Below are 25,610 nucleotides of genomic sequence, written 5' to 3'. Positions count from 1 at the left end.
AATGAACGAACGAGCGGTCCCGTTCCCAGCCCCCTAGGCTCGTGCCATCCCGCAAAAGGCTCGACCCACGGCAAACTCGCCCGTTCGGCGCGCCGAACGGGCCAGCGCTTCGGCATCCTCGCCCCATTGTTCGGCCTGCCAGCGCTCGTCGATCTCGGCCGCTTCCCATACGGAATCCGCATCGAACGCCTCTTCCAGCACTGCCAGGCCGCAGACCAGCGAGCCGCTCAAGGTCACCAGCCGCGACAGGCCGGCCAGGGTGAAGGGATCCAGTCCGTCCACCGCCGCCGCCAGCCGTTCCAGCGTCGCGTCGGGCTGGGCGACATGGATGATGCCCTGGGTGGTGACGAAGGCAACGTCGTAGCGGGCGCGCGCCCAGTCGAGCAGCGGATCCCAGGCCGCCGCCTGACGCGCGACGAACGCCTCCGGCCCCTCGGCCCGATAGCAGAGCATGTCGGTGCCGCCATATTCGGCGATGTCGGCCGCGAATTTCGCGCGGTTGCCGGCGATATGGTCGATCGCGGCATTGGCAAGGCCGGTGAAGGCCATCGTCGCCGGATCGACCGTCTCGCCCTGGTCGCGCCATTCCTGCGCCACCGCCTCTGCCAGCACCGTATTGGGCAGCGCCAGTTCGGCACGGGCCGGCGTGCGCACCGGGCGGCCATCCAGCCGGATCGCGAAACCGCCCTCGACCGGCTCGACCGTCACATCCTTGTAGAAACGCTTCACGGGCGGCTCCGCTTGAACAGGGCCAGCATCAGGCGCGGCACGATGATGAACTGGAACAGGCCGGCGACGACCATGATCAGGCCGAACGCCTTGGCCTTGTCGCCCTGTACCCAGGAAAAGCGCTGCATGATCGCCAGGAAACCGAACATGACGAGGAAGGCGCCCGACAGGCGGAACAGGCCAAGCGCGAAATGGCGCTGGCGCGCAATCTTCTCCGGGTCGACCGGCGGGATGGGAGGCATGTCGTTCATGGCGCGTCGATATGGCGGCGCAATTCGTCGCTGTCCATCGCCACCGCATGGGCGCCGGCCTGCACCAGTTCGGCCGGCGCATGATAGCCCCAGCCGACGCCGATCGTGCGGGTGCCGGCGGCCAGCCCCATGTCGATGTCGAAATGGGTATCGCCGATCATCACCGTGGTTTCGGGCACCGCGCCCGCCTCCGCCATCGCCTGCAGCAGCATCGAAGGGTGCGGCTTGGACGGGTGGCGGTCAGCAGTCTGCAGGGTCACGAAATGATGGGCCAGATCATGATGGGCCAGACACAGGTTGAGGCCGCGATCGGACTTGCCGGTGGCGACGCCCAGCAGCCAGCCATCGCCGTCCAGCGCCCGCACCAGGTCGGCCATGCCGGGATAGAGCGGTTCGGACACGGCATTGGCGCTGCGCAGGGCGTGGAAGGCCGCCTTGTAGCGATCGGTCAGCAACTGGTGATAGTCCGGCTCTGCATCGGGCAGCAGCCGGGCCATCGCATGGGGCAGCGACAGGCCGACGATCGACAGGATCGCCAGCCGGTCGGGCGGTGCCAGCTTCTCGCCCTCGAAGGCATGGGCCATCGCGGTGCAGATGCTGTGCTGGCTATCAACCAGCGTGCCGTCGCAATCGAAGACGGCAAGGCGGTTGCTCATGCCCCCGCCCCTTATTTCTCGCCGCGACCGCGCCGCTCGCCGCGCCTGCCCTTGCGGATCTGCTTGGCATGGGCGCGGGCCGCCTTCTTCTCGTCCTCGCGGGTCGGCGTCCGGTCGATCTCGTCATCCAGCGGCATATCGCCGAGCGACAGGTCGAAGCCCAGCGCAACCAGGCTGTTGAGGAAATGTTCGGGCAGTTCCGCCTTCATGTCGATGCGGCCGCCATCGGGATGGTCGACGCGGATGCGGCGGGCATGGAGGTGCATCTTGCGGCTGATCGATCCGGACAGGAAACTGTCCTTGCCGCCATATTTGCCGTCGCCGACCAGCGGATGGCCGATCGCCGCCATATGGACGCGCAACTGGTGGGTGCGGCCGGTATAGGGCTGCAACTCGACCCAGGCGGCGCGATTGCCGGCCCGTTCGATCACGCGATAGCGGGTGCGGGCGGGCAGGCCCTCTTCCTCGTCCACATGCATCTTCTCGCCGCCGGTGCCCGGCTGCTTGGTGATCGGCAGTTCGATCATGCCATCGTCAATGCTGGGCACGCCGATGACGATCGCCCAATAGACTTTCCGCGCGGTGCGGCTGGAAAAGGCCTTGGCGAAATGCGCGGCCGAGCGGCTGGAACGCGCGAGCAGCAGCGCGCCCGACGTGTCCTTGTCGAGGCGATGGACCAGCTTGGGCCGGGATTCCGCGTCGAAGATCAGCCCGTCGAGCAGTCGGTCGACATGCTCGTCGGTCTTGGTCCCGCCCTGGGTGGCGAGGCCCGGCGGCTTGTTGATGACGATCGCCTGCTTGTCGCGGTGGATCACCATGTCCTGGACATAGGCGATCTCGTCCTCGGTCAGGTCGATGACGCGGACACGCTTGGGCTTGTCGGCCGCCGCCACCTTGGGCTCGGCCGGCGGCACGCGGATCATCTGGCCTTCGGCGATGCGATCGCCCGGCGCGGCGCGGGCGCCATCGACACGCAACTGGCCGGTACGCGACCAGCGCGACACGATGTTGAAGCCGACATCGGGCAGATGCCGCTGGAACCAGCGGTCGAGGCGGATGCCATCGTCATCGGCCTGCACCCGATATTGCCGCACGTCCAGGCTGACGCCCTTGGCCGGATTGGGCTTGGCCGCGACCGCAGGGGCCGGTGCCGCCGCCTTGGCGACGGGCGCCTTGGTGCGAGGCTTGCCCACTGACTTGGTGCCGGGCTTGCCGCCTGACTTGAACGGCCGGTCGCCATCCTGCTTGCGCGCGCTCGCCGCCTTGGCGCCGCCGCGGGCGCGACCGGGCGCGCCGCTGCGGCCGCCGGGTTTTGCACTGCTACCGCCGGGCTTGCCGCCCCGCGCCGGACCGCCGGATTTGCCGGGAGGACGCCCCTTCATGCCGCAACACTCCGCATAACCGTAAGACCCAGCGCCAGCGCGGCCACCGCGCCGACCAGCGAGAAGAGCGCATAGCCAAGCGCCAGGCCGATCTGGCCGCGCTCGATCATCAGCATCGTCTCCAGGCTGAAGGAGGAAAAGGTGGTGAAGCCGCCCAGCACGCCGACGCCGAGCAGCAGCCGCATCGGTTCGCCCGACGCCGTGCTGCCACGCGCCAGCCATCCGGCGAGCAGCCCCATGGCGAAACCGCCGATCAGATTGGCGGCAAAAGTGCCCCAGGGCCAGGCCGCGCCGGGCGCCATCTGCCCGGCGAACCGCCCCAGCAGATAGCGCAGCGCCGCGCCAACCGCGCCGCCGCCCATAACAAGGAAGATATTGGTCATGATTGTCGCCCTATCGCGATTCCGCCAAAGGGGAAAGGACGCATTCAGGCGGCGATGCTGGCCTCCGCCGGGACGGGACGGCGATGGGCGGCGATGCAACTCAGCACCGAGAGGATCACTAGCACGAATGCCGTGCCCTCCAAGGGCGTCGGCAGCCGCGCTTCCCAGATGAAACCATAGAGCAGGGCAAAGCCGGTTTCGAACAGGATCATCTGTCCCACCATGGTCAGCGGCAGCAGCCGGGTCATGCGATTCCACAGCGCATTGCCGACGATCGAGGCAAACAGAGCGACAGCGATCACGACAGCCGCAAAGCGGGTCCAGTCGGCCGCATCATGCGTGCCACTGCCCAGCCACGGCACCAGAGGCAGGAACAGCAGCGCCTGCGCGCCAGTGGCGAGGCCGATCAGGAAATTCCAGTCCTGCGACGTAATCCCGTCCATCCGCCGCAGCCAATGGGCATTGCCGATCGCAAAGCCGGTCCAGGAAATTAGCGCGCCAACCGCGCAGGCAAAGCCGATGATCCGCGTCGCCACCGCGCCCCCGCCCGGCATGACGATCGCCTGCCAGCCGATGCACAGGGCACCCGCGACGCAGAGCAGCAGCGACGGCGCCAGGTGCCGCAGCGGCACCGCGCCCGCCTGCCGGCTGCCGACGATGGTCACCGCCACCGGCAGGAAGCCGACCACCAGTGAGGTCATGGCAATACCCCCCATCTGCACCGCGCTCACCAGCAGCACATAATAAAAGAGGTTGCCGGCCAGTGCGAGCCAGGCCAGCGCCCACAGGATGCGCGGCGTCAGCAGCGGCCGGATCGCCCGCCAGCGCGGCGCAACCAGCAGCACGGACATCAGCCCATAGGCCAGATAGCGACCCACCGCCTGTTCGAGCGGACTGAAACCGGGCACGATCTCGGGCGCCAGGAAGACGAGGCCCCAGAGCGCCCCCGCCCCCATGCCGCAAAAGATGCCGGCCAGGATCGCGCCGGATGCTCGTGATTGGTTCATGCTCGCATTCCGCCTGTCGAAAATTCAGGTGACGGGAAATATCATCATCGACATGAGAAAGGCGCTCTTGATTGGCCGGTCAAATGCAACAATTACTCATTTCATGAGCCAGACCACCAAGATCGACCATTTCGACCGGGCGATTCTGCGCCTGATCCAGCGCGACACCCGCATGCCCCAGCGCGCAATTGCCGAGGCGGTCAACCTGTCGACCGCCGCCGTGCAGCGCCGCATCGCCGTGATGGAGCGCAGCGGCGTGATCGTGCGCAATGTCGCGATCGTCGATCCCGATCAGGTGGGCCTGGGCGTCACATCGATCGTCGAGGTCAATCTGGTCGATGAAAAGGCGGCGCGCGTCGACAAGGCCAAGCAATTGTTCCGCGACGCGCCCGAAGTGCAGCAATGCTATTATGTCACCGGCGGCCGCAGCTTCATCATGCTGATCGTCGCGCCCGACATGCGCAGTTACGAAGCGATCACCCGCCGCCTGTTCGCGGAAAATGAATCGGTCGCCAGCTATCACAGCTATCTGGCGCTCAACCGGGTGAAGGCGGGCATGGAACTGGTGATCCCCTGATTCATCCCCGCACTTCGGGTTAGGGATTTGCCTCGCCCGGCACGGCCCGTCGGTTTCTATCCCCCGGCGGCGGCATCAACTCCCGAATCATGGCCCAATAGCCCCGCGTGACATGGGCATCGCGCGCATAAAGGGGATCAGACGCCATGAGGTGCCGGTGCAAGCGGCGCAGATTATGCCAGGGCACCGACGGAAACAGATGATGTTCCAGATGATAGCTGACATTGAGCGGCCCGATCAGGATCCGATCGATCAGGGTCGGGATGACGGTGCGGGTGCCGCGAATTTCCGACTCGTCGGTGACGCCATTATGTTCCGCCATCGCCCGGATGCGGTTGAAGACGTTCATCCACAGAAATTGCGGGACGAGGAACAGCCCCAATATCTGCCAGCGCCAGGGCGACCACAGGATGACCCCATAGACCAGCAGCACCCAGACGACATAGCGGACGCGCAGCGCGAGCCGAAAATCGAAGCCGAAGCGCATCGGATTGTGGAAATTGGCCAGCGGCGACCAGACCCGCGCCGGGCGGGCCACGCGATAATAGTTGACGCCGGTCAGGCTGCGTAACAGCAGCACAGCCATGGCACGCCCATCCTTCGGAAAATCCTGGTCGCTGTCCTTGCGCGCGGCGCGATAGAGATCGACGCTGAGCGCAAAGGGGTAGGCCACGAACAGGTCGCCGATCAGGTCATTGATCCGGCGATTGCTGAACAGCATCCCGTGACAGGCCTCATGCATCATCACCGCCAGAACCTGGATACGCGTGCCGATGACGATGCCGGCGATCAGATAGGCCGGCCAACGATCGACCCGGATCGCGATCACGCATGCGGCGATCATCACCGCCCATTGCAGCGCCAGCAGCAGCGCGTTGCGCCAGTTGGGAACGACCGACAATTGCCGGATCAGCGGCAGGGTGGCACGGCGCGAGTAACGATAGCCGGGGCCACGTTCCTGGGCGATATCCTCCATGGAAACTGCCTCCCGACACCATGCCTGCCTGGGACGGAATGCTATGGTCGGCGCAGAACAGCGTCAAGCACGCCCCTTCTTTCCCATCAGCATTAACGGCTTGTTAGGCGCATGGCCGCAGAAGGATCGCTTCCAATCGGTGGGGATCGATGATGGTTGATATTGTTTTCGAATTTTCGGCGCACATGCTGGCGCTCGGGCTGATCGTCGGCGGGCTGTACAGCCTGACAAAGGAAGCCGGCTTGCGCTAAAGGCCATTCAGGCCAGCGTGCTACCCGTCAGCGACGGAAAGCTTTCCGCGACATAGTCGATGAACGCGCGCAGGGTCGGCGACATGCCGGTGCGCGCGGTGAAGAGGACATGGACGATGCCCTCGCTGGTCCGCCAGTCGGGCAGGACATGCACCAGCCGCCCCTGTTGCAGCTCGACCGAACAGGCTGCTGACGACAGCAGCGCCACGCCCAGCCCGGCCACCGCCGCATCGCGCACGGTCGCTGAATCATTGCTGCAAAAACGGGGATGATGGGCCACGATATGCTGTCGCCCCTGCCCGTTCATCAGCAGCCACTCATCATGTTCGACATGCTCGCCCACGCTCAGCGTCGGCAACTCGGCAAGGCTGGCGATGGTCGTTGCCGCGACCTGCGCCGCCACCGCCGGCGCGGCCACCAATATGCGGTCCAGCCGCCCCAGTTGATGCATCGTCAACGCCTGATCATGCACGGTGTCGATATCCACGCGAAAGGCGGCATCGAACCGCTCCTGGATCAGGTCGATGCGCTGGCTGCTGATATGCATTTCCAGATGCACGTCGGGATAGAGCAGCAGGAAGCGGGCAAAGACGTCGGTGCGCAGATAGCGGGCCAGCCCCGGCGGGCAGGCGATGCGCAGATTGCCGCTGATCTGCGACCGGGCACGCGCGGCGATCGCCTGGGTAGCGTCGATCCCCTCGGCGATCGTCTCGCACTGGCGATAGATTTCGCGGCCGACATCGGTCACGCGCAAATTGCGGGTCGATCGCTCGATCAGGCGGACGCCCAGCACCTGTTCCAGCCGCGCGACCCGGCGACTGAGCTTCGCCTTGCGCTCGCCGGTGGCACGCTCCGCCGCGCTGAAGCCGCCATGGCGCACGACCTGGGCAAAGCTGCGCAAATCATCCAGATCCATGGCGCCGTCCCGTCCGCTCTCCTGCCGCGTCGGACCGGTGCTACACGCTCCGCCCGGCTGGCGCCAGTCGGGCGCGGCATCCGCGATCACCGCGCCTGGCCGCTGACCATCATCGGCAGGAACAAGAGCGACGCCGCGACCGTCGCCACGAAGGATACCAGCAGATCATCGACCATGCCGTTGATGCCGCTGAACAAGGCGATTTCCACGAACAGGATCAGGACGAACAACGCCATCCGCGTGACGACACGCGGATGCGCCAGATGGAATGCGCGCACCATCTCCAACGCCTGCATCGGCGGCTGGCGCAGCGCGCTGCCGGAAGGATCAGGCCGCACGGACCACCGCCCGCCGGGCATCCCCGGTCGTGTAGAGCACGCGCAGCAGGTCGAGTTGCTCGCGCGAGAAACCCGCCGCATCGAACGCCTCCAGCTCCTCGCCGGTCAGCGACCGGCCGGTGCGCAGGATGATCGCGCTCTGGCGCAGCGTTTCCAGCCGCGGATTGGCCAGGGTGTAGGTCGGCTCCGGGCCGCGCAGGAAGCTGCGCAACCGGCCGAGCGGCGCGCGGACCGAAGGCACGGAACTGGCCGGATCGCTATCGGCCAGCCAGAGCACCTGGCGCTCCTGCGCGTCAAAGGGTTCGCCGACATTGTCATTGGCCGTATCGGCCCGGTTGAAGACGGAGTGTTGCATCGCCTTGATCCCACCTGTTGTTGCAGGCGATGTAGCGATGCACGGGTCGGGCTTGTAGCCGGCAAAAGGACGACAGATCGTTTCCGTTTTGGAAACAAAGCGCCCCGGTTCAGCAAAGGCCCACTTCCCCTTATGCCCCTTCTTATCGACCGTGGTCGGCGATGATGTCGACGCCCGTCTTGCCGCCCGGCGCATTGGTGAAGACGATGAAATAGGCGCTGCCATCGGCCTTGCGCGTGCCGCCCAGCACATTGTCGCCCTCGACGATGCGATGTTCCGCATCGAAGCCGGCACGGCGCGCCTGGGTATAATAATAGTCGATCACGCCCTGCTTGGGCACCGCCGTCACGAAGCTCGCCGCGCGCAGGGTGCAGCCGTCCTTTTCCGCGCCCGCCGCCTCGGTCAGTTGCGCGCCAGGATAGAGGGTGAAGGGATCGGGCATACGGCTGGCCCATTGCATGCCATAGACCAGCTTCTTGGCGCAGCCGGCATTGCTGCCGCCGCCCAGTTGCGCCTGTTCGCGCGCCAGCCCGCCCAGCGTCATCGGGCTGTTCTTGATCGGACCGCTGACCGGTGCCGGCGCGGAGAGCAGCTTGGCCGCTTCCGCCTGTGCCTTGCCGGCGTCACCGCCCAGCACCGGCAGGGCGCCATTGGCGGCACGATCGGCACTGCGCACGGCATTGCGGTTCGACTGGCCGACCAGATTGGGATCGACGACGATATCATCGGCCAGCGCGCCCTTGACCGCCGGGTCCGCGGCATTGTTGGTCAACTGGTCGTCCAGCGCGGCAAGATTGCCGTCCTTGCCGCCCTTGCCACAGGCCGCGAGCGCCAGCAGCAACGCCATCACACCAACTTGTCTGGAAATCGCCATCCGCCTCGCTCCTTCATAACCCGGCACATAGAACGGATAGCGGGACTTTCCGTTCGCATTCAGGGTGCATAGACGCCCCTAACCCATCGCAGGGCCAGTTTCTGCCGGGTGGCATGGTCGCTTGTCTTGTTCCGGGACAGCAAAGCCGCCATCAGTCGGACTATGCTCAACCTTCTGTCAGCCCTGATCGGTCTTGTCACCCTTGTCCTGATGATCCCGGCGGTGTTTCCGCTGCTCGGCGCGCTCAACTGGCTGCTGGTGCCGATGGCGCTGTTCGGCGCCTTCATCGGCCTGATGTCGTCGAAAAAGGGCGGGCAGAATTTCTGCCTGATCGTCGCCGCCTTTGGCGCGCTGCGCCTGTTCCTGGGCGGCGGCATCCTGTGACCATCGCGGAAAGCGAAGCCCGCAAGGGCGTCATCGCCGCGATCGGCACCTACAGCATCTGGGGGATGCTGCCGCTCTTCTTCCGCCTGCTGCATCATGTCGACCCGATCGAGATCGTGACCCAGCGGGTGATCTGGTCGGTCATCCTGATCCTGGTGCTGCTGGCCGCGCGCAAGGGGCTGGCCGCCTTCGTCGCGGCATTGCGCACGCCCCGGCTGGTCCTGCCGCTGATGGCATCGGCGGTGATGATCGCGATCAACTGGCTGGTCTATGTCTGGGCGGTCAATGACGGCCATGTCGTCGCCTGCAGCCTGGGCTATTTCCTCAACCCGCTGGTCAGCGTCGGCCTCGGCGTCGTCATACTCAAGGAAAGGCTGCGGCGCGGACAGATGCTGGCGATCGCGATCGCCGCCATCGGCGTCGCCATCCTGGCTGCGGCCGCGCTCACCACCTTGTGGATCAGCCTGGCGCTGGCGATCAGCTTCGCCCTTTATGGCCTGATCCGCAAGCTCACCCCGGTCGCGCCGATGACGGGCCTCGGCGTCGAGACGCTGCTGCTGGTCGCGCCCGCGATCGGCTACCTGATCTGGCTGGCGGGCCATGGCGGCATCAGCTTTGGCCAGGACGTGCCGACCACCGGCCTGCTGATCCTGGCCGGCGGCGTCACCACCGTGCCGCTGGTGCTGTTCGCCACCGCCGCCCAGCGCCTGCCGCTGGCGACGCTGGGGCTGCTGCAATATCTGGCGCCGACGCTGCAATTCCTGTGCGGCGTGGTGCTGCTGGGCGAGACGCTGAGCCAGGGCCAGATGCTGAGCTTCGGCCTGATCTGGCTGGGCCTCATCCTCTTCGCCAGCGACAGCTATGCCGCCGCCCGCCGCAACCGGCTGGCCACGGCCTGACCCCGGTCTGGACAGTCCGTTCGGGGTAGCGGATGGGCGTGCATGGTGGGCGAGAAGGCCCAAACTGCGGGATTACTTGGTCGCAAGAGGCGAAACTTGACCGATCAGGCGGCGATAGCGGCTGCCCGATGACGTTTCACCCCAATCATAACAACGTCTTTTCAATGCCTTAGCTGAAGGCGCGCGGAAGTTTACGCGTGTGCGCCATGCGGGATATTGGGCCGATCAGAAAAAACGGCCGGAATAGAATGGGTTGACGATAGAAAGGAGCCGGCCGGAAGTTTATACCGGGCGCATGGCTGTAGGACAGGATTTTTATCGGATCGGCCGGAATGGGTAGGAAACGGACTGACGGGTTTTGGAAGAGAATGTTTGATACTGGACATAATCGTTGGCACGCCGCCTCGCGCTTGTCCCATGGCTATCCATATCACTGATGCAATCTCGAACAGGCCCGCTGGCAGGCCTCTCACTTCAAGGCCGGAAACCATCTGACCGCCGCGCGGCAGCGCGGCTCCCATCAAAGCGAGTCGCGCCAATGGGGCACCGGATCGGCACCGCCCTCGAATGCAAACCGATCCTTTACTCTCGATCGGCAATATGCCCCACATGCGTAACAATTTCGCCTTGAAGTCGTTTGCGGTCGCCGGGCTGGTCGGCGTCACCGTAGGCGGTGGTAGCAGATACATGTCCACCTCAACGACGGTCCCCGAAGCCAGCGCCGCCGACGAAGTCATATCAGAGTGGCGACCGACCCGCGACACGATCCGGGATCGCCCGATGTCAGCGGACGAACTGGACGCCCAGCAGCCTTCAGGTTCTAGCGCCACTCCTCAGCGCAGGCCACGCGCCCAAACTCCAACGGGATCGGGAACATGGTCGTATCGGAATTGCGCCGACGCCCGTGCAGCCGGCGCTGCGCCAATCCACCGGGGGCAGCCGGGCTATGGGGCACATATGGATGGCGACGGGGATGGCATCGCATGTGAGCCATATCGGGGACGATAACCCCAATCATCGTCAATCCATCCCGACAAATCGCAACGCGACATAATTGTCACAATCCATCCTCGAAACGGTTTGGAAACGAAACCAAGGTTGCCCTAACGGCTTCCCCCCCTATTTGAGCCAGCAAGGGTCGCACGATAACTTTGTGCATCAATATCAGGGGTTTGTAATTTGAAGAACGTTCTTTTCGCGGCGGCCGCTCTGGCTGCTGTGTCGGCTCCCGCGTACGCGCAGGAAGCCTCGAATTTCGGCGGCTTTAAGGTCGGTGCGACCGTTGGCTATGACAGTGTCAATCTGTCCTACGACGATCTCGACGATAGCAAGGGCGGCTTCCTCTATGGCCTGACCGCTGGCTATGACTATGACATCGGCACTCTGGTAATCGGCGTTGAAGGTGAAGTCAGCGACTCCACCGTCAAGGAAACCGCAACCGACGTTCTTGTCGATGGCGATCGCTGGAAGCTGTCGGCTGGCCGCGACATCTATGTCGGCGCACGCCTTGGTTTCCCGGTGTCGCAGAACCTGATGCTGTATGCCAAGGGCGGCTACACCAACGCCCGCGCGAAGCTCTCGGTCAGCTATGATGGCGACAGCGCCAGCGAAGGCGACAACCTTGACGGTTACCGCGTCGGCGGCGGCATCGAATTCGCCAACGCAGGAAACTTTGCCCGCCTGGAATATCGCTACAGCGACTATGGCAACTACAGCTATGACGGTTTCAACACCGGCATCGCCGCGTCGCGCCATCAGATTGCGGTAACGGGCGGTTTTCGCTTCTAATCTGATCTTGCTCGGCAAACGTGGCTGAGCGACCGGCCCGGAATTCTTTTCGGTACGACTTGCGGCCCTGATCGTCTTCGGATGGTCAGGGCCATTTTTATGTCTGGGCTGGAGGCCGTCCCTCGCGACGGCCTGACCCGGTCAGTTGAACTCGGTCGCCTCGAACCGGACCGGTTCGCCGACCGCCTGATTGGCGAGGCTGTCTTCCCACATCACGCGGTTGCCGCGGATGATGGTGCCGATCGCCTTGCCGGTCAGGTCCATGCCGTCGAACGGCGACCAGTCGCAGCGCGAGGCGAGCCAGTCCTTGCCGACGGTCCATTTCTTCTTGAGGTCGACCACGGTGAAGTCGGCATCATAGCCGAGCGCGATGCGGCCCTTGCAGGTCAGGCCGAACACGCGCTGCGGCCCCGACGAGGTCAGTTCGATGAAGCGGCGCAGCGTCAGCCGCCCTTCGGCGACATGGTTGAGCAGCAACGGCACCAGCGTCTGCACGCCCGGCATGCCGCTGGGCGAGGCGGGATAGACCTTCGCCTTTTCCTCGATCGTGTGCGGCGCATGGTCGCTGCCCAGCACGTCGGGCACGCCCTGGTTGAGCCAGAACCACAGGCCGTCGCGATGCGCCGCGCTGCGGATCGGCGGGTTCATCTGGGCATAGGTGCCCAGCCGCGGATAGGCGTCCTCGCCGGCCAGGGTCAGATGCTGCGGCGTGACTTCGCAGGTCGCGACATCCTTGTTCTGGCCGATATATTCCAGCTCCGCCGGGGTGGTAACGTGCAGGATGTGGATGCGACGGCGCGCCTTGCGGGCGAGCGCGATGATCCGCTTCGTCGCGATCATCGCGCTTTCATCGTCGCGCCAGACGGGGTGGGACGAGGGATCGCCCTCGACCCGGTAATCCTTGCGCGCGTTCATCCGCGTCTCGTCCTCGGCATGGATGGCGACGCGGCGGGTGCCCGACGCCAGCACGCGGGCCAGCGCATTGTCATCATCGACCAGCAGGCTGCCGGTCGACGCGCCCATGAAGATCTTGACGCCGGAGGTGCCGGGAATGCGCTCCAGTTCCTTCAGTTGCTCGGCATTTTCCGCCGTCGCGCCGACATAGAAGGCATGGTCGCACCACATGCGATGATGGGCGCGCTTCAGCTTGTCATGCACCCGCTCGGCGGTGTCGGTATTGGGATTGGTGTTGGGCATTTCGAACACGGCGGTGACGCCGCCCAGCACCGCAGCGCGGCTGCCCGATTCCAGATCCTCCTTATATTCCAGCCCCGGCTCGCGGAAATGCACCTGACTGTCGATGCAGCCGGGCAGCACGTCGAGGCCGGTGCAGTCGATCACTTCGCCCGCATCGCCCAGGCTGGTGCCGATGGCGACGATCTTGCCGCCGCGCACGCCCACATCCACCTGCTCCGCGCCGCCCGGCGTATGGACGGTGCCGTTCTTGAGGATCATGTCGAAGGTCTGGGTCATGGCGATATTCCTGTCTGCTGTTCGCGCGAACCGCTTGGCGAAGTCGTGCCGCCGTCCTACCTAAAGCCGATGACCGATACCACCCTTACCGACCGCGCGGTGCTGCGCATTTCCGGCGAAGAGGCGCGTCCCTTCCTGCAGGGGCTGCTGACCCGCGACGTGCTGACGCTGAAAGACGGCGAAGCGCGCTGGACCGCGCTGCTGACGCCGCAGGGCAAGGCGCTGTTCGACTTCATCCTGTGGGGCGATGACGGCGATATATTGATCGACTGCGAGGCGGCGCAGGCCGATGCGCTGGCGAAGCGGCTGACCATATACCGGCTGCGGCGCAAGGTGGTGATCGCGCGCGATGAGTCGCTGGCGGTGCATTGGGCGATCGATGCGGCCGACAAGCCGCGCGACCCGCGCCTGCCAGACCTGGGCGCGCGCTGGCTGGCGCCGGCGAGCGATGGCGACGCCTCCGCCGCGTTTCGCGCGCATCGGCTGTCGCTTGGGGTGTTCGAAGGCGCGGCGGAACTGGGGCAGGACCAGACGCTGTGGCTCGAATCCAATGCCGAGGAACTGCACGGCGTCGATTATGACAAGGGCTGCTATGTCGGCCAGGAAAACACGGCCCGCATGCATTATCGCAACAAGGTGAACCGGCGGCTGGTCGCGGTGCCGCTGGAGCAGGCCGACGAGAAGCGCCAGCGCGCCGCCCTGCCCGACCTCAACCTGTCGATCGAGCTGCAACGGGTGGAGGCGATCGACCCCGCCACCCTGCCCGCCTGGCTCGCCACCGCGATCGCCGCGCAGGCCGCCGAATGAGGCAATGGCTGCTGGCGCTTGCCTGCGCCTTCACCCTGACCATGCCGGCGCGGGCGGAAACGCCCTGGACACTGGTCAAGGCCTATCCGCATGACCCGGCGGCCTTCACCGAGGGTCTCTTCTACCTCGACGGCGCGCTTTATGAGAGCACCGGCCTTGAAGGCCAGTCGGAGATTCGCAAGGTCGCGCTCAAGACCGGCAAGGTCGAGCAGCGCCGCGTGGTCGAGCAGCCCTATTTCGGCGAGGGCATCGTCAATTGGGGCGGCAAGCTGGTCAGCCTGACCTGGCGCCACCGCCAGGGCTTCGTGTGGAAGCTGGACGATTTCTCGCCCCTGTCCACCTTCCGCTATGAAGGCGAAGGCTGGGGCCTGACCCAGGATGGCCGGTCGATCATCATGAGCGACGGCAGCGCGCAGCTGCGCTTCCTCGACCCCGAGACGCTGGGCGAACAGCGCCGCATCACCGTCACCTGGAACGGCCGCGCGGTCGACCGGCTCAATGAGCTGGAATGGGTGAAGGGCGAGATCTGGGCCAATGTCTGGTACGACACGAAGATCGCCCGGATCGACCCGCGCAGCGGCGGCGTGATCGACTGGATCGACGTCGCCCCGCTGCGCAAACAGGCCGGCGTCACCGACAGCGAAGCCGTCGCCAACGGCATCGCCTATGACGCGAAGAGCGATCGCGTCTTCATCACCGGCAAGAACTGGCCGAAACTGTTCGAGATCAGGGTCGGGAAATAGCCAAGGGCGCAGCTGAAAGCCCTCTCCCGCCTGCGGGAGAGGGTTTATAGGCGTCGCCCTTCCGTTTACCGCTTCCAGCGTGCCCAGATGGCGGTGGGGAGCAGCAGGCCGCGGGCTTCCTCGCGCACGGTCAGTTCGCCCGCTTCCACCTCGCCGGGCAGGTCGGCAAAGGCCTGGCGCAGCAATTCGCCGATCGCCAGCGCCGACATGCGCACCGCATAGACGGTGAGGAAGAGGAAGCGACTGTCGGCGTCGAGCAACTGGCGGCAATTGGCGATGAGGCCCGGCAGATCCTCTTCCAGCCGCCACACTTCGCCGTCGGGGCCGCGGCCATATTTGGGCGGGTCGAGCAATATGCCGTCATAGCGGCGGCCGCGCCGCACTTCGCGCGCGACGAACTTGGCCGCGTCCTCGACGATCCAGCGGATCGGCCGGTCGCCCATGCCCGACAGGTCCGCGTTCGCCCGCGCCTGCGCCACCGATTTCTTCGACGCATCGACATGGACCATGCGGGCGCCGGCCGCCGACATGCCCAGCGTGCCGACGCCGGTATAGCCGAACAGGTTCATCACCTCCGCCTCGGGCTTGTCGGTCGTGCTGGCGCGCATGAAGTCCCACACCGGCGCCATGTCGGGGAAGAAGCCGAGATGGCGGAAGGGGGTGCAGCTCGACTGGAAGGTCACTTCCTTCCAGTGCAGCGGCCAGCCTTCGGCCGGGACCGGCTTGTCATAATACCAGCGGCCGCCGCCATCCTCGTCAGAGCCGGGGATGAATTCGCCGTCGGCGCGCCAGTCTTGCGTCGCCGGCGCCCACATCGCCTGCGGTTCGGGGCGGATGAAGCGGAAACGGCCATAGCGTTCGAGCTTGCGGCCGTTGCCCGAGTCGATCAGGCCATAGTCGGACCAGGGTTCGCCGATGAGAGTCTTGAGTTCCATTCCGGCCTCATCGTCTCTTGCGCCGCTCCTGTCGAGAGGGGATCAACCCGCGATCAGCCGCGCGGCGTCGCCCGCTCCGCGACATAGGCGGTCACCGCCTCGAACGTGCCGGGCAGCTTGGCATAGCTTTCCTCGCGCGCGAACAGGTCGCCGACCCGTGCGGGCAGCGGCGGCCGCGTGCCGGTCGCCCGTTCCACCGCGTCGCGGAACTTGGCGGCATGGGCGGTCGCCAGCGTCACCACCGGGATCGACGGGTCGATGTCCGCCTCGCGCGCGGCGGCGAGGCCGATGGCGCTGTGCGGGTCGATCACCTGCCCGGCGGCGTCGAACGCCCAGCGCATCGCCATGGTCATGCCATCGGCATCGATCCGGGCGGAGGTGAACAGGTTGGCCGCGCCCTCGCGCTGGGCATTGGTGAGGCGCATCGCCTTGCTCGCCTCGAAACCCTGCATCTGCTGGGCGAGCGCGATGCCGTCACGGCCGCCGGCATCGAACAGCAGCCGCTCGAAATTGGAGCTGACCTGAATGTCCATGCTGGGCGTGGCGGTCGGCACGACCTGGCCCTGGCTATAGTCGCCCTCCGACAGGGCGCGGTGGAGGATGTCGTTGACGTTGGTGGCGACCACCAGCCTGGCGACCGGCAGGCCCATTTTCGACGCGACATAGCCGGCGAAGACATCGCCGAAATTGCCGGTCGGCACCGAGAAGGCGATCGGGCGATCGGGCGCCCCCAGCCGCACGGCGGCGTAGAAATAATAGACGACCTGCGCCATCAGCCGCGCCCAGTTGATGCTGTTCACCGCCGACAGGTTGAAGCGCGCCTTGAAGTCCGCATCGTTGAACATGCGCTTCACCAGCGCCTGCGCATCGTCGAAGCTGCCGTCGATCGCGATATTGTACACGTTCGGCGCCAACACCGTGGTCATCTGGCGGCGCTGCACGTCGGACACGCGGCCCTCGGGATGCAGCATGAAGATGTCGACCTTCTCGCGGCCGGCGACCGCGTCGATCGCGGCCGAACCGGTGTCGCCCGATGTGGCGCCGACGATGGTCAGATGGTCGTCGCGGCGCGACAGGAAGCGCTCGAACAGCTGGCCGAGCAGCTGGAGCGCGACATCCTTGAACGCCAGGGTCGGACCATGGAACAGTTCCAGCATCCAGTGGCGATTGTCGAGCTGGACCAGCGGCGTCACCGCGTCATGGCTGAACCGGCCATAGGCGGCGGTGCAGAGGTCACGCAGTTCCTCTTCGCTCAGCGAGCCGGCGACGAATGGCGCCATGACCCGCACGGCGGTTTCGACATAGGAAAGACCGGCGAGCGCGCGAACGTCGGCAGCGGAAAATTGCGGCCAGCTTTCGGGCACATAAAGCCCGCCGTCGGACGCCAGGCCCGCCAGCGTGACATCTTCAAAACCGAGCGCCGGTGCGCTTCCCCTGGTGCTGACATATTGCATAATGGGAAAGCGCGGTAGCGACGCGGGCGCGCCGGGGCAAGTGTTTACGACGGCCTTGGCGGCTCCGCATTGCGTCGGCGCAGGACAAGCAGATAGATTATTGCTGCCAGCGCGGCAAAAATGAACCATTGCACCGCATAGGCGAGATGATTGTTGGGCACGTCGGCGGTGCTGGGCGGCGCCATGGGTTTCAGGCCCGGCGGCGCGGCGCGCGCGACCAGCATCGGCCGCAGCGGCATGGTCCTGCCGCTGGCGCGCGACAGGAGCGAGCGATGATCGGGCTCCTGCGAAATCCAGCCTTCGACCTGTCCGCCGGTCCAGGCCGGCTTGTCATCCGGCTTCTGGCCGACGCCGACCGCGACCAGTGCGCCCGGCCCTTCGGCGCCGGTCGCGCATTGGGCGATATGGCGATAGCCGGTCGATCCGTCGGCGGCGCGCCCGGCCTCCACCTGCCAGCCGACGACGCGCAGGCAATGGACCGAGGATGGGCGGAACAGCAGTTCGTCGGGCACCGGCGGCATTTCCGGGAAGGCGACGGCCGGGCGCGACACATTGCTGGCGGCCAGCGCCAGCATGGTCTCCTTCTCGCCCCGGCGCTGCAACTGCCAGATGCCGAGCGCGATCATGACTACGATCGCGACACAGACCAGCAGGGTCGGGACAATCGGGATGCGCCGTCCGCTCATGCGTCCTTCTTCTCCACCACCCGCCCGTCGCGGGCATCCTTGCGATATTCGAGCGTCAGCAGCGCGCCCTTGGCGACGCGCAGGCTGCCGACGACGGCGCCGGCGGTCAGCGGCGCCCAGAGCAGCAGGTGCAGCCATAGCGGCGGATGGACCGTCAGTTCCAGCGTCAGCGCCAGCGCGACCATGACCGCGCCGATGATCAGCGTCAGGAAAGCCGCCGGCCCGTCGCCAACATTATATTGGCCATAGTCCAGCCCGCACTGGCGGCAGCCCGACGCAAAACGCACCGGCCCTTCGAACAGGGTCGGTGCGCTGCAACGGGGGCAAAGGCCGCGGGCGGAGGCCGCAAGCAGGTCCATGCCTGTCGCCTTCGCCGTCATCCCTGAACCATCAGCCGCCGTGGATCGGCGCGCCCCAGCCGCCCCAGACATAGATGGCGGCGAACAGGAACAGCCACACCACGTCGACGAAATGCCAGTACCAGGCGGCCGCTTCAAAGCCGAAATGCTGGCGCGGGGTGAAGTCGCCCTTATAGGCGCGGATCAGGTTCACCACCAGGAAGATGGTGCCGACCAGCACATGGAAGCCATGGAAGCCGGTCGCCATGTAGAAGGCCGAGCTATAGGGCGAACCGCCGAACGGGAACGGCGCGTGCATATATTCATAGGCCTGGATGCAGCTGAACAGCGCGCCCAGGATCACGGTACACCACAGGCCCTTCTTCAGCCCTTCGCGATCGCCATGGATCAGCGCATGATGCGCCCAGGTCACGGTGGTGCCCGAGCAGAGCAGGATCAGCGTGTTGAGCAAGGGCAGCTCGAACGCGTTCATCACCTCGATGCCCTTGGAGGGGAACATCCCCTCGATCGGCGCCAGTTCGCTGGGGAAGAGGGAGAAGTCGAAAAAGGCCCAGAACCAGCCGACGAAAAACATGACTTCCGACGCGATGAACAGGATCATGCCATAGCGCAGATGCAGCTGGACCACCGGCGTATGATCGCCGGCATGCGCCTCGGCAATCACATTGCTCCACCAGCTGAACATGGTGAAGAGGACACCGGCCACACCGATCAGGAAGATCCAGCCACCGCCGGCAGGCATCGCGTCGGGATGCATCCACATGATCGCGCCCATCGCCATCACCAGCGCCGACATCGAGCCGAACAGCGGCCAGATGCTGGGCGGAAGGATATGATAATCGTGGTTCTTGGCGCCTGCCATGACGGTTTCTACCTCTTCCCTGTTTTTCGGTTATTCTCGTCAGCTTAGCTTGGCTGCTTCCCCTGCTCAACAGGATAGAAGGTGTAGCTGAGCGTTATCTGCTGCGTGTCCTTGTTGTCGGGATCCTGCAATATCTTGGGATCGACATAATAGATGACCGGCATGCGCACTTCCTCACCGGGCTGCAGCGTCTGCTGGGTGAAGCAGAAACACTGGATCTTGGTGAAATAGGCGCCGGCCTGGGTCGGCGTGACGTTGAAGCTGGCGGTGCCGGTCACCGGCTTGTCGGACAGGTTCTTCGCAATGAAAATCGCCATGTCGCGGCCCCCCACGGTCACCGTGTCGGTGCGATGTTCGGGCCGAAATTCCCAGGGCATGCCGGGCTGGACATTGGAATCGAAGCGGATCGACATGGTCCGCCCGGCCACCGGGGTCAGCTTCACATCGGCTGCCGCGCGCTGGGTCGTGCCGCCGAAACCGGTGGTCTGGCAGAAGATGCGATAGAGCGGGACCGAAGCGAAGCCCAAAGCAAGCATCGCCAGGCCGATGCCCGCCATCGCCACCAGCGTCCGCCGGTTGCGGCGGTCGCGGTCAAAGGGCGAGGGCGGGAGCGAGGCCATCAGATATTATGGCTCGCGCCGATCTTCGCCAAAGTGATGGCGAAGAAGAGGATGGCGAGGAAGCCGAGCAGCAGCCCGGTCACCAGCGCACGGGACTTTTGCCGCGCACGCACCTGATCCTGATCTTCCGGACTCATGCCAGCAGCCAGCGGTCGACGACCACTGCCCCGAACAGCAGGAAGAGATAGAGGATCGAATATTTGAACAGCCGCTTTTCCGGCGCCATGCGTGCGGGGTCGGTCTCGCGGCGCAGATAGACCTGGAAGGCCATGGCCGCGAAGATCGCGGTGCCGACCAGCGCCGCCGTGCCATAGATCGCGCCGGTCAGGTGCAGCGCGACCGGGGCCAGCGCCGCAACCGCCATGATGAAGGTGTAGAAGAGGATCTGGCGCCGGGTGACGACCTCGCCCGAAACGACCGGCAGCATCGGAATGCCGGCGGCGGCATAATCGGTCTTCACGAACAGCGCGAGCGCCCAGAAATGGGGCGGCGTCCAGAAGAAGATCAGCATGAACAGCGCGATCGGCAGCGCGGTGATGTCGCCCGTCACCGCCGCCCAGCCGATCACCGGCGGGAAGGCGCCGGCCGCGCCGCCGATGACGATATTCTGCGCCGTCCGGGGTTTCAGCCAGATGGTATAGATGAAGACATAGAAGAGGATCGAGACGGTCAGCACCGCGGCGGCCAGCCAGTTGGTCGCCATCCCCATCAGGATCACCGAGAAGAAGGACAGGCCGACGCCGAAATGCAGCGCCGTCTGCCGCTCCATCCGGCCGGCGGGCAGCGGCCGGCTGGCAGTGCGCTTCATCTTGGCGTCGATGTCGGCTTCCCACCACTGGTTGAGCGCGGCGGCCGCGCCGGCGCCCAGCGCGATGCACAATATCGCGGTAAAGCCCAGCACCGGATGGATATGGCCGGGCGCGGCGAGCAGCCCGCACAGGCCCGTGAACACCACAAGCGTCATCACGCGCGGCTTGGTCAGCGCGACGAAATCGCGCCAATGAGCGGGCAGGACGGGGGCATTAGCCCCGGACGAAAGCGGCGAACTGGCCATAAACTCCTCTTCGATCAGCCGGCGCCCCATACAGGCCCTGACCGATTCCGGCAAATGGACAGACGGTCCTACCCATCTGCCCCGCCGCAGGGGGATGGAGTGCCCGGTCTAGGCCGGGCACCCGCATGGCGATCAGTCGATGACCGGCAGGGTCTCGAACTGGTGATAGGGCGGCGGGCTGGTCAGCGTCCATTCCAGCGTCGTCGCGCCTTCGCCCCAGGGATTGCCCTCGGCGCGTCTGCCGGCGAACAGCGACCAGAAGACATTGACCAGGAAGATCAGCACGCCGACCGCCATGATCTCATAGCCGTGGGTCGCGATCTTGTTCCAATAGGCGAACGCCTCGGGATAGTCGGGATAACGGCGCGGCATGCCGCTCAGGCCCAGGAAGTGCATCGGGAAGAACAGCAGGTTCACGCCGATGAAGAAGACCCAGAAATGGAGCTGGCCCAGCACTTCATTATACATGCGCCCCGTCATTTTCGGGAACCAGTAATAGAAGCCCGCGAACAGCGAGAAGACCGCGCCCAGCGAGAGCACATAGTGGAAGTGCGCGACCACATAATAGGTGTCGTGCAGCACGTCATCGACGCCGCCATTGGCCAGCACCACGCCGGTCACGCCGCCCACGGTGAACAGGAAGATGAAGCCCAGCGCCCATACCATCGGCGTCTTGAAGCTGATCGACCCGCCCCAGATGGTCGCGATCCACGAGAAGATCTTGATGCCGGTCGGCACCGCGATGACCATGGTGGCGGCGGTGAAATACATCTTCACATTCACAGACATGCCGGTGGTGAACATGTGGTGCGCCCAGACGACGAAGCCGACCACGCCGATCGCGACCATGGCATAGGCCATGCCGAGATAGCCGAACACCGGCTTGCGGCTGAAGGTCGAGACGATCTGGCTGACGATGCCGAAGCCCGGCAGGATCATGATATAGACTTCGGGGTGGCCGAAGAACCAGAAGAGATGCTGGTAGAGTTCGGGATCGCCGCCACCGGCCGCATCATAGAAGGTGGTGCCGAAATTGCGGTCGGTCAGCAGCATGGTGATCGCAGCGGCCAGCACCGGCAGCGCCAGCAGCAGCAGGAAGGCGGTGACCAGCACCGACCAGACGAACAGCGGCATCTTGTGCAGGGTCATGCCCGGCGCACGCATGTTGAGGATGGTGGTGATGAAGTTGATCGCGCCCAGGATCGAGCTGGCGCCGGCGATGTGCAGCGACAGGATCGCCATGTCGACGGCTGGGCCGGCCGATCCGCTGGTCGACAGCGGCGCATAGACGGTCCAGCCGGTGCCCGCGCCATTGCCGGTGCCGCCGGGTACGAAGGTGGAGCCGAGCAGCAGCAGGAAGGCGGGGATGAGCAGCCAGAAGCTGATATTATTCATCCGCGGGAAGGCCATGTCCGGCGCGCCGATCATGATCGGCACGAACCAGTTGCCAAAGCCGCCGATGATCGCGGGCATCACCATGAAGAAGACCATGATGAGGCCATGGGCGGTGATCAGCACGTTCCAGAGGTGATAGGCCTGGTCCAGCGTCGCGGCGGGACCGTCGCTCCACTGCGCCCAGATATGCAGGAACTGGATGCCCGGCTCGCGCAATTCCATGCGCATCAGGCCGGAAATGGCGCCGCCAATCAGGCCGGCCATGATCGCGAAGATCAGATAGAGGGTGCCGATGTCCTTGTGGTTGGTGGACATGAACCAGCGCTGGAAGAAGGCCGGCTTGTGGTCGGCATCATGATGATCATGGGCATGGTCGCCATGATGATCGCCATGATGGTCGGCGGTGATGGTGGTCATGACGTTCCTACCCCTCAGATCTTCTTTTCAGCAGTAGCGGCAGCGGCTTCAGCCGTCTTCTCCGCCGCTGCGCCCTTCAGCGTGCCGCCCTGCGACTGGACCCACTGGTCGAACTGGGCCGGGGGCAGCGCCTCGATCGCGATCGGCATGAAGCCGTGGCGCGCGCCGCACAGTTCCGAACATTGGCCATAATAGACGCCCGGCTTCTCGATGGTGAAGCTCTTCTCGTTCAGGCGTCCGGGCACGGCGTCCATCTTCACCCAGAGCGAAGGCACGGCAAAGCTGTGGATCACGTCGGCGCCGGTGATGATCAGCTTGACCGGGCGGCCGACCGGCAGGACCAGGCGATTGTCGGGCGCGAGCAGATAGGGCTCGCCATTTTCCTTCGCCTTGTCCTCGGGCAGCATGTTCGACACGAATTCGGGGATGCCGTTGTCGGGATATTCATAGCCCCAATACCATTGATAGCCGGTGACCTTCACGGTCAGCGCATCCTTGGGCGCGGGCTTATACTGGTCGGCCAGCAGGCCGATCGAGGGAATCGCGATCACCAGCAGGATGAGGACCGGGACCAGCGTCCACACCACTTCGATGACGGTGTTGTGGGAGGTCTTGGACGGCACCGGGTTGGCGGAGCGGCGATAGCGCACCATCACATAGAGCATCAGCAGCAGCACGAAGACCGAGATGATGGTGATGAGCGGCAGCAGCATCTTGTCGTGCAGCCAGCGCGCGGTGTGGCCGGTGGAGGTGAACTGCTCCTGCAGCGTGATCTCGCCGGGCTTGGGCATGCCGATGCCTTCGGTCGGCTTCATCCGCGGCGGCGCGGCGACCTTGGCGGCGGGCGCGGCTTCGGCCGCAGGGTCCGTCGCATTGTCGGGTGATTCGGTCGATATAGCTGCATTGTCAGCAGCGGGGGCGGCAGCGGCGGCATTCTCCTGCGCCAATGCCATCGGGCTCATCACCGTTGCCGGCGCCATTGCCAGCAAGCCGGCCAGAATGAGCGATCTCACCTTTTTCATAGCCTCATCTACCCCTAACCCCTTGTTGCCGCTGCAACGGGAACGTCCACTTTCGCGTCGTGCCCGCCCGTTCGGTCTATGTGGCGGCTTATAGGCAACGAATTTTTCTGCCTCAAGTCAGTGTGGACCAGATTTTCTTCGCTGTTGCACCGCCCCCCGCTCCCGCCTATCTCGCACCTCGCGCACAGGTGCGCGATCATGGGCATGTCATGCCCGTGCGATATGGGCGGGCCGGGCGCCGTTTTTGCGCGACCTCCCGCAACGGAATAGTGGAACAGGGCGGAATGACCGACGAAGAAGTATTGGCAGAATTCCGGGCAGCAGGTGCGCTGCTCGAAGGACATTTCATCCTGTCGTCGGGCCGCCGCAGCGCCAATTACCTGCAGTGCGCCCGCGTGCTGATGAATGCCGAACGCGCCGGCAAGCTGGCCCGCGCCACCGTGCAGCAGCTGCCGCGCGAGCTGCGCCAGGAGATCGACCTGGTCGTGTCGCCCGCCATGGGCGGCCTGATCATCGGCCATGAAGTCGGCCGCGCGCTCGACAAGGATGCGGTGTTCCTGGAACGGCCCGAGGGCGTGTTCGAACTGCGCCGCGGCTTTGCCATATCGCCGGGGCAGAAAGTGCTGATGGTGGAAGACGTCGTCACCACCGGCCTGTCCTCGCGCCAGGCGATCGAAGCGGTCGAGCGCGAAGGCGGCATCGTCGTCGCCGAAGTGGCGCTGGTCGATCGTTCGGCCGGCGAAGTGGACCTGGGCGTCCCCTTCTACCCGCTCGTGAGCATCAATTTCCCGGTCTATGACGCCGATCAGCTGCCGCCCGAACTGGAAGCGGTGCCGGCGATCAAGCCCGGCAGCCGGAAGCAGTAAGATGGCCGCCGTTCCGCTGCGCCTGGGGGTCAATATCGACCATGTGGCGACGATCCGCAACGCGCGGGGCGGCGAACATCCCGATCCGGTCAAGGCCGCGCTGCTGGCGGTGAAAGCCGGCGCCAACGGCATCACCGCGCATCTGCGCGAGGATCGCCGCCATATCCGCGACGAGGATATCGCGATGCTGATGGCGGCGCTCGACGTGCCGCTGAACCTGGAAATGGCGGCGACGCAGGAAATGCTGGGCATCGCCCTCAAGCACAAGCCGCATGCCGCCTGCATCGTGCCGGAAAAGCGCGAGGAGCGCACGACCGAGGGCGGCCTCGACGCCGCCGGCCAGATCGCGGTGCTGCGCCCGATCGTCGCCGCACTCACCGAGGCCGGCATCCGCGTCAGCCTGTTCATCGAGGCCGACGCCGCCCAGATCGAGGCCGCGATCCAGCTTGGCGCGCCCGTGGTCGAATTCCATACCGGCGCCTATGCCCATCTGACCGGCGAGGCCCGCGCGGTCGAGTTGCGCCGCATTGCCGACGCCGCCGCGCTCGCCGCCAAGAACGGCATCGAGCCGCATGCCGGCCATGGCCTCACCTTCGACAATGTCGCGCCGATCGCCGCCATCCCGCAGATCGCCGAACTCAATATCGGCCATTTCCTGATCGGCGAGGCGATCTTCGGCGGGCTGGAAGCCAGCATCCGCGAAATGCGGCGCCAGATGGATTTGGCGCGGTGACCGCCGCATGATCATCGGCCTCGGCTCCGATCTCTGCAATATCGAGCGGATCCAGAATTCGCTCGACCGCTTCGGCGACCGGTTCGTCCAGCGCGTCTTCACCGATGTCGAACAGGCCAAGGCGGAACGCCGGCCGTTTACCAAAGCCGGCACGCTGGCCAAGCGCTTCGCGGCCAAGGAGGCCTTTTCCAAGGCGGTCGGCACCGGCTTCAAGGCCGGTGTCTTCATGAAGGATATCGGCGTCGTCAACGCGCCCAGCGGCGCGCCCACGCTGGCGTTGACCGGCGGCGCGGCACAGCGGCTGGCATCGATGGTCCCGGCGGGCTACAAGCCGGTCATTCACCTGACGCTCACGGACGATCATCCATGGGCGCAGGCCTTCGTCATCATCGAGGCGCTGCCGCTTTGAGCGGGCCGC

At 65.3% G+C, this 25,610-nt stretch carries 32 protein-coding genes; 10 read left to right on the top strand and 22 right to left on the bottom strand.

Annotation, left to right across the window (positions count from 1 at the left end; translation table 11 throughout):
• Positions 1-33: 33 nt before the first annotated feature.
• From CG471_RS09450 to CG471_RS09425, 6 genes are read right to left on the bottom strand one after another with little or no spacing between them, the layout of a single operon-like run.
• On the bottom strand, positions 34-729 hold the full coding sequence (locus tag CG471_RS09450; RefSeq protein ID WP_099231697.1) for an ATP12 family chaperone protein: 696 nt from the start codon (positions 727-729) through the stop codon (positions 34-36).
• Positions 726-980 (bottom strand): hypothetical protein, encoded by a 255-nt coding sequence (locus CG471_RS09445; RefSeq protein WP_004208582.1) that lies wholly within the window; start codon positions 978-980, stop codon positions 726-728. Before CG471_RS09445 ends, CG471_RS09450 begins: the two co-directional genes overlap by 4 nt.
• The gene (locus CG471_RS09440; RefSeq protein ID WP_099231696.1) at positions 977-1,636 is read right to left on the bottom strand and encodes an HAD-IA family hydrolase; all 660 of its coding nucleotides are present in this window, start codon (positions 1,634-1,636) and stop codon (positions 977-979) included. Before CG471_RS09440 ends, CG471_RS09445 begins: the two co-directional genes overlap by 4 nt.
• Positions 1,637-1,647: 11 nt before the next feature.
• Positions 1,648-3,018, bottom strand: coding sequence for an RluA family pseudouridine synthase (locus CG471_RS09435; RefSeq protein ID WP_099231695.1), 1,371 nt, complete (start codon positions 3,016-3,018; stop codon positions 1,648-1,650).
• The gene (gene crcB / locus CG471_RS09430) at positions 3,015-3,401 is read right to left on the bottom strand and encodes a fluoride efflux transporter CrcB (RefSeq protein ID WP_010339636.1); all 387 of its coding nucleotides are present in this window, start codon (positions 3,399-3,401) and stop codon (positions 3,015-3,017) included. Before crcB ends, CG471_RS09435 begins: the two co-directional genes overlap by 4 nt.
• 44 nt (positions 3,402-3,445) lie before the next feature.
• Complete coding sequence (locus CG471_RS09425) at positions 3,446-4,408, bottom strand: DMT family transporter (protein WP_099231694.1); 963 nt, start codon at positions 4,406-4,408, stop codon at positions 3,446-3,448.
• On the opposite strand from CG471_RS09425, the gene CG471_RS09420 reads away from it, so the two are divergent.
• A complete protein-coding gene (locus CG471_RS09420; RefSeq protein WP_099231693.1) occupies positions 4,407-4,985 on the top strand; it encodes an Lrp/AsnC family transcriptional regulator in 579 nt (192 codons plus the stop codon). The genes CG471_RS09425 and CG471_RS09420 overlap by 2 nt on opposite strands.
• A gap of 19 nt (positions 4,986-5,004) precedes the next feature.
• On the opposite strand, the gene CG471_RS09415 is transcribed toward CG471_RS09420, so the two are convergent.
• The 5 genes from CG471_RS09415 to CG471_RS09395 form a co-directional block, all read right to left on the bottom strand.
• Positions 5,005-5,961: a fatty acid desaturase family protein gene (locus tag CG471_RS09415; protein ID WP_099231692.1), complete on the bottom strand. Its 957-nt coding sequence runs from the start codon at positions 5,959-5,961 to the stop codon at positions 5,005-5,007.
• Positions 5,962-6,219: 258 nt separating this feature from the next.
• Positions 6,220-7,128, bottom strand: coding sequence for a LysR substrate-binding domain-containing protein (locus CG471_RS09410; protein WP_099231691.1), 909 nt, complete (start codon positions 7,126-7,128; stop codon positions 6,220-6,222).
• 86 nt (positions 7,129-7,214) lie between these two features.
• The gene (locus CG471_RS09405; protein WP_257211487.1) at positions 7,215-7,466 is read right to left on the bottom strand and encodes a hypothetical protein; all 252 of its coding nucleotides are present in this window, start codon (positions 7,464-7,466) and stop codon (positions 7,215-7,217) included.
• The gene (locus CG471_RS09400) at positions 7,456-7,821 is read right to left on the bottom strand and encodes a hypothetical protein (RefSeq protein ID WP_099231690.1); all 366 of its coding nucleotides are present in this window, start codon (positions 7,819-7,821) and stop codon (positions 7,456-7,458) included. The genes CG471_RS09405 and CG471_RS09400 overlap by 11 nt, the downstream gene beginning before the upstream one ends.
• Positions 7,822-7,963: 142 nt before the next feature.
• The gene (locus CG471_RS09395) at positions 7,964-8,695 is read right to left on the bottom strand and encodes a hypothetical protein (RefSeq protein ID WP_180275655.1); all 732 of its coding nucleotides are present in this window, start codon (positions 8,693-8,695) and stop codon (positions 7,964-7,966) included.
• A 162-nt stretch (positions 8,696-8,857) separates the two neighbouring features.
• On the opposite strand from CG471_RS09395, the gene CG471_RS09390 reads away from it, so the two are divergent.
• The 4 genes from CG471_RS09390 (at position 8,858) to CG471_RS09375 (ending at position 11,766) form a co-directional block, all read left to right on the top strand.
• Positions 8,858-9,079, top strand: coding sequence for a hypothetical protein (locus CG471_RS09390; RefSeq protein WP_004208594.1), 222 nt, complete (start codon positions 8,858-8,860; stop codon positions 9,077-9,079).
• Complete coding sequence (gene rarD, locus CG471_RS09385; RefSeq protein WP_099231688.1) at positions 9,076-9,978, top strand: EamA family transporter RarD; 903 nt, start codon at positions 9,076-9,078, stop codon at positions 9,976-9,978. The genes CG471_RS09390 and rarD overlap by 4 nt, the downstream gene beginning before the upstream one ends.
• A gap of 567 nt (positions 9,979-10,545) precedes the next feature.
• Positions 10,546-10,986, top strand: coding sequence for an excalibur calcium-binding domain-containing protein (locus CG471_RS31655; RefSeq protein ID WP_306552738.1), 441 nt, complete (start codon positions 10,546-10,548; stop codon positions 10,984-10,986).
• Between the two features lie 171 nt (positions 10,987-11,157).
• Positions 11,158-11,766: an outer membrane protein gene (locus tag CG471_RS09375; protein WP_099231687.1), complete on the top strand. Its 609-nt coding sequence runs from the start codon at positions 11,158-11,160 to the stop codon at positions 11,764-11,766.
• 141 nt (positions 11,767-11,907) lie between these two features.
• On the opposite strand, the gene CG471_RS09370 is transcribed toward CG471_RS09375, so the two are convergent.
• The gene (locus CG471_RS09370) at positions 11,908-13,239 is read right to left on the bottom strand and encodes a dihydroorotase (protein ID WP_010339625.1); all 1,332 of its coding nucleotides are present in this window, start codon (positions 13,237-13,239) and stop codon (positions 11,908-11,910) included.
• A gap of 69 nt (positions 13,240-13,308) precedes the next feature.
• Here CG471_RS09370 and CG471_RS09365 point away from each other — a divergent pair, with 69 nt between their 5' ends.
• Positions 13,309-14,046, top strand: coding sequence for a folate-binding protein YgfZ (locus tag CG471_RS09365; RefSeq protein WP_099231686.1), 738 nt, complete (start codon positions 13,309-13,311; stop codon positions 14,044-14,046).
• Positions 14,043-14,789, top strand: a complete 747-nt coding sequence (locus CG471_RS09360) for a glutaminyl-peptide cyclotransferase (protein ID WP_099231685.1) — start codon at positions 14,043-14,045, stop codon at positions 14,787-14,789. Before CG471_RS09365 ends, CG471_RS09360 begins: the two co-directional genes overlap by 4 nt.
• 65 nt (positions 14,790-14,854) lie before the next feature.
• Here CG471_RS09360 and CG471_RS09355 read toward each other — a convergent pair whose 3' ends face one another.
• From CG471_RS09355 to coxB, 10 genes are all read right to left on the bottom strand, one after another.
• A complete protein-coding gene (locus CG471_RS09355; RefSeq protein ID WP_099231684.1) occupies positions 14,855-15,724 on the bottom strand; it encodes a class I SAM-dependent methyltransferase in 870 nt (289 codons plus the stop codon).
• A gap of 53 nt (positions 15,725-15,777) precedes the next feature.
• Positions 15,778-17,178, bottom strand: a complete 1,401-nt coding sequence (gene thrC / locus CG471_RS09350; protein ID WP_099231683.1) for a threonine synthase — start codon at positions 17,176-17,178, stop codon at positions 15,778-15,780.
• A 44-nt stretch (positions 17,179-17,222) separates the two neighbouring features.
• Positions 17,223-17,864, bottom strand: coding sequence for an SURF1 family protein (locus CG471_RS09345; protein ID WP_099231682.1), 642 nt, complete (start codon positions 17,862-17,864; stop codon positions 17,223-17,225).
• Positions 17,861-18,244 carry a DUF983 domain-containing protein gene (locus CG471_RS09340; RefSeq protein ID WP_099231681.1) on the bottom strand — a complete coding sequence of 128 codons (384 nt, stop codon included), beginning with the start codon at positions 18,242-18,244 and terminating at the stop codon, positions 17,861-17,863. Before CG471_RS09340 ends, CG471_RS09345 begins: the two co-directional genes overlap by 4 nt.
• Positions 18,245-18,254: 10 nt before the next feature.
• The gene (locus CG471_RS09335) at positions 18,255-19,085 is read right to left on the bottom strand and encodes a cytochrome c oxidase subunit 3 (protein WP_004208605.1); all 831 of its coding nucleotides are present in this window, start codon (positions 19,083-19,085) and stop codon (positions 18,255-18,257) included.
• 44 nt (positions 19,086-19,129) lie between these two features.
• Positions 19,130-19,705: a cytochrome c oxidase assembly protein gene (locus CG471_RS09330; protein WP_099231680.1), complete on the bottom strand. Its 576-nt coding sequence runs from the start codon at positions 19,703-19,705 to the stop codon at positions 19,130-19,132.
• Positions 19,705-19,842, bottom strand: coding sequence for a hypothetical protein (locus CG471_RS30585; protein ID WP_010339616.1), 138 nt, complete (start codon positions 19,840-19,842; stop codon positions 19,705-19,707). The genes CG471_RS09330 and CG471_RS30585 overlap by 1 nt, the downstream gene beginning before the upstream one ends.
• Complete coding sequence (locus tag CG471_RS09325; protein WP_026108937.1) at positions 19,839-20,759, bottom strand: heme o synthase; 921 nt, start codon at positions 20,757-20,759, stop codon at positions 19,839-19,841. Before CG471_RS09325 ends, CG471_RS30585 begins: the two co-directional genes overlap by 4 nt.
• A 132-nt stretch (positions 20,760-20,891) precedes the next feature.
• Entirely contained in the window at positions 20,892-22,571 is a 1,680-nt protein-coding gene (gene ctaD, locus CG471_RS09320; RefSeq protein WP_004208609.1) for a cytochrome c oxidase subunit I, read from the bottom strand.
• 14 nt (positions 22,572-22,585) lie between these two features.
• Positions 22,586-23,593 carry a cytochrome c oxidase subunit II gene (coxB, locus tag CG471_RS09315; RefSeq protein ID WP_099231679.1) on the bottom strand — a complete coding sequence of 336 codons (1,008 nt, stop codon included), beginning with the start codon at positions 23,591-23,593 and terminating at the stop codon, positions 22,586-22,588.
• A gap of 284 nt (positions 23,594-23,877) precedes the next feature.
• On the opposite strand from coxB, the gene pyrE reads away from it, so the two are divergent.
• From pyrE to acpS, 3 genes are read left to right on the top strand one after another with little or no spacing between them, the layout of a single operon-like run.
• A complete protein-coding gene (gene pyrE, locus CG471_RS09310; protein WP_004208611.1) occupies positions 23,878-24,459 on the top strand; it encodes an orotate phosphoribosyltransferase in 582 nt (193 codons plus the stop codon).
• A 1-nt stretch (position 24,460) separates the two neighbouring features.
• Positions 24,461-25,192: a pyridoxine 5'-phosphate synthase gene (locus CG471_RS09305; protein ID WP_099231678.1), complete on the top strand. Its 732-nt coding sequence runs from the start codon at positions 24,461-24,463 to the stop codon at positions 25,190-25,192.
• Between the two features lie 7 nt (positions 25,193-25,199).
• Positions 25,200-25,601, top strand: a complete 402-nt coding sequence (acpS, locus tag CG471_RS09300; protein WP_004208613.1) for a holo-ACP synthase — start codon at positions 25,200-25,202, stop codon at positions 25,599-25,601.
• Positions 25,602-25,610 lie beyond the last annotated feature (9 nt).

Source organism: Sphingobium sp. IP1 (assembly GCF_002708645.1).
Classification (GTDB): domain Bacteria; phylum Pseudomonadota; class Alphaproteobacteria; order Sphingomonadales; family Sphingomonadaceae; genus Sphingobium; species Sphingobium yanoikuyae.
The sequence above is the reverse complement of the archived record's forward strand: the minus strand, read 5'-3'. Positions and strand labels throughout refer to the sequence as shown.

Bases quoted from the DNA above. Each gene is read 5' to 3' on its own strand.
- CG471_RS09445 (WP_004208582.1), bottom strand. From the start codon at position 980: ATGAACGACATGCCTCCCATCCCGCCGGTCGACCCGGAGAAGATTGCG.
- CG471_RS09440 (WP_099231696.1), bottom strand. From the start codon at position 1,636: ATGAGCAACCGCCTTGCCGTCTTCGATTGCGACGGCACGCTGGTTGAT.
- CG471_RS09435 (WP_099231695.1), bottom strand. From the start codon at position 3,018: ATGAAGGGGCGTCCTCCCGGCAAATCCGGCGGTCCGGCGCGGGGCGGC.
- crcB (WP_010339636.1), bottom strand. From the start codon at position 3,401: ATGACCAATATCTTCCTTGTTATGGGCGGCGGCGCGGTTGGCGCGGCG.
- CG471_RS09420 (WP_099231693.1), top strand. From the start codon at position 4,407: ATGCTCGCATTCCGCCTGTCGAAAATTCAGGTGACGGGAAATATCATC.
- CG471_RS09425 (WP_099231694.1), bottom strand. From the start codon at position 4,408: ATGAACCAATCACGAGCATCCGGCGCGATCCTGGCCGGCATCTTTTGC.
- CG471_RS09415 (WP_099231692.1), bottom strand. From the start codon at position 5,961: ATGGAGGATATCGCCCAGGAACGTGGCCCCGGCTATCGTTACTCGCGC.
- CG471_RS09410 (WP_099231691.1), bottom strand. From the start codon at position 7,128: ATGGATCTGGATGATTTGCGCAGCTTTGCCCAGGTCGTGCGCCATGGC.
- CG471_RS09400 (WP_099231690.1), bottom strand. From the start codon at position 7,821: ATGCAACACTCCGTCTTCAACCGGGCCGATACGGCCAATGACAATGTC.
- CG471_RS09395 (WP_180275655.1), bottom strand. From the start codon at position 8,695: ATGGCGATTTCCAGACAAGTTGGTGTGATGGCGTTGCTGCTGGCGCTC.
- CG471_RS09390 (WP_004208594.1), top strand. From the start codon at position 8,858: ATGCTCAACCTTCTGTCAGCCCTGATCGGTCTTGTCACCCTTGTCCTG.
- CG471_RS31655 (WP_306552738.1), top strand. From the start codon at position 10,546: ATGCAAACCGATCCTTTACTCTCGATCGGCAATATGCCCCACATGCGT.
- CG471_RS09370 (WP_010339625.1), bottom strand. From the start codon at position 13,239: ATGACCCAGACCTTCGACATGATCCTCAAGAACGGCACCGTCCATACG.
- CG471_RS09365 (WP_099231686.1), top strand. From the start codon at position 13,309: ATGACCGATACCACCCTTACCGACCGCGCGGTGCTGCGCATTTCCGGC.
- CG471_RS09360 (WP_099231685.1), top strand. From the start codon at position 14,043: ATGAGGCAATGGCTGCTGGCGCTTGCCTGCGCCTTCACCCTGACCATG.
- CG471_RS09355 (WP_099231684.1), bottom strand. From the start codon at position 15,724: ATGGAACTCAAGACTCTCATCGGCGAACCCTGGTCCGACTATGGCCTG.
- thrC (WP_099231683.1), bottom strand. From the start codon at position 17,178: ATGCAATATGTCAGCACCAGGGGAAGCGCACCGGCGCTCGGTTTTGAA.
- CG471_RS09345 (WP_099231682.1), bottom strand. From the start codon at position 17,864: ATGAGCGGACGGCGCATCCCGATTGTCCCGACCCTGCTGGTCTGTGTC.
- CG471_RS09340 (WP_099231681.1), bottom strand. From the start codon at position 18,244: ATGACGGCGAAGGCGACAGGCATGGACCTGCTTGCGGCCTCCGCCCGC.
- CG471_RS09335 (WP_004208605.1), bottom strand. From the start codon at position 19,085: ATGGCAGGCGCCAAGAACCACGATTATCATATCCTTCCGCCCAGCATC.
- CG471_RS09330 (WP_099231680.1), bottom strand. From the start codon at position 19,705: ATGGCCTCGCTCCCGCCCTCGCCCTTTGACCGCGACCGCCGCAACCGG.
- CG471_RS30585 (WP_010339616.1), bottom strand. From the start codon at position 19,842: ATGAGTCCGGAAGATCAGGATCAGGTGCGTGCGCGGCAAAAGTCCCGT.
- CG471_RS09325 (WP_026108937.1), bottom strand. From the start codon at position 20,759: ATGGCCAGTTCGCCGCTTTCGTCCGGGGCTAATGCCCCCGTCCTGCCC.
- ctaD (WP_004208609.1), bottom strand. From the start codon at position 22,571: ATGACCACCATCACCGCCGACCATCATGGCGATCATCATGGCGACCAT.
- coxB (WP_099231679.1), bottom strand. From the start codon at position 23,593: ATGAAAAAGGTGAGATCGCTCATTCTGGCCGGCTTGCTGGCAATGGCG.
- pyrE (WP_004208611.1), top strand. From the start codon at position 23,878: ATGACCGACGAAGAAGTATTGGCAGAATTCCGGGCAGCAGGTGCGCTG.
- CG471_RS09305 (WP_099231678.1), top strand. From the start codon at position 24,461: ATGGCCGCCGTTCCGCTGCGCCTGGGGGTCAATATCGACCATGTGGCG.
- acpS (WP_004208613.1), top strand. From the start codon at position 25,200: ATGATCATCGGCCTCGGCTCCGATCTCTGCAATATCGAGCGGATCCAG.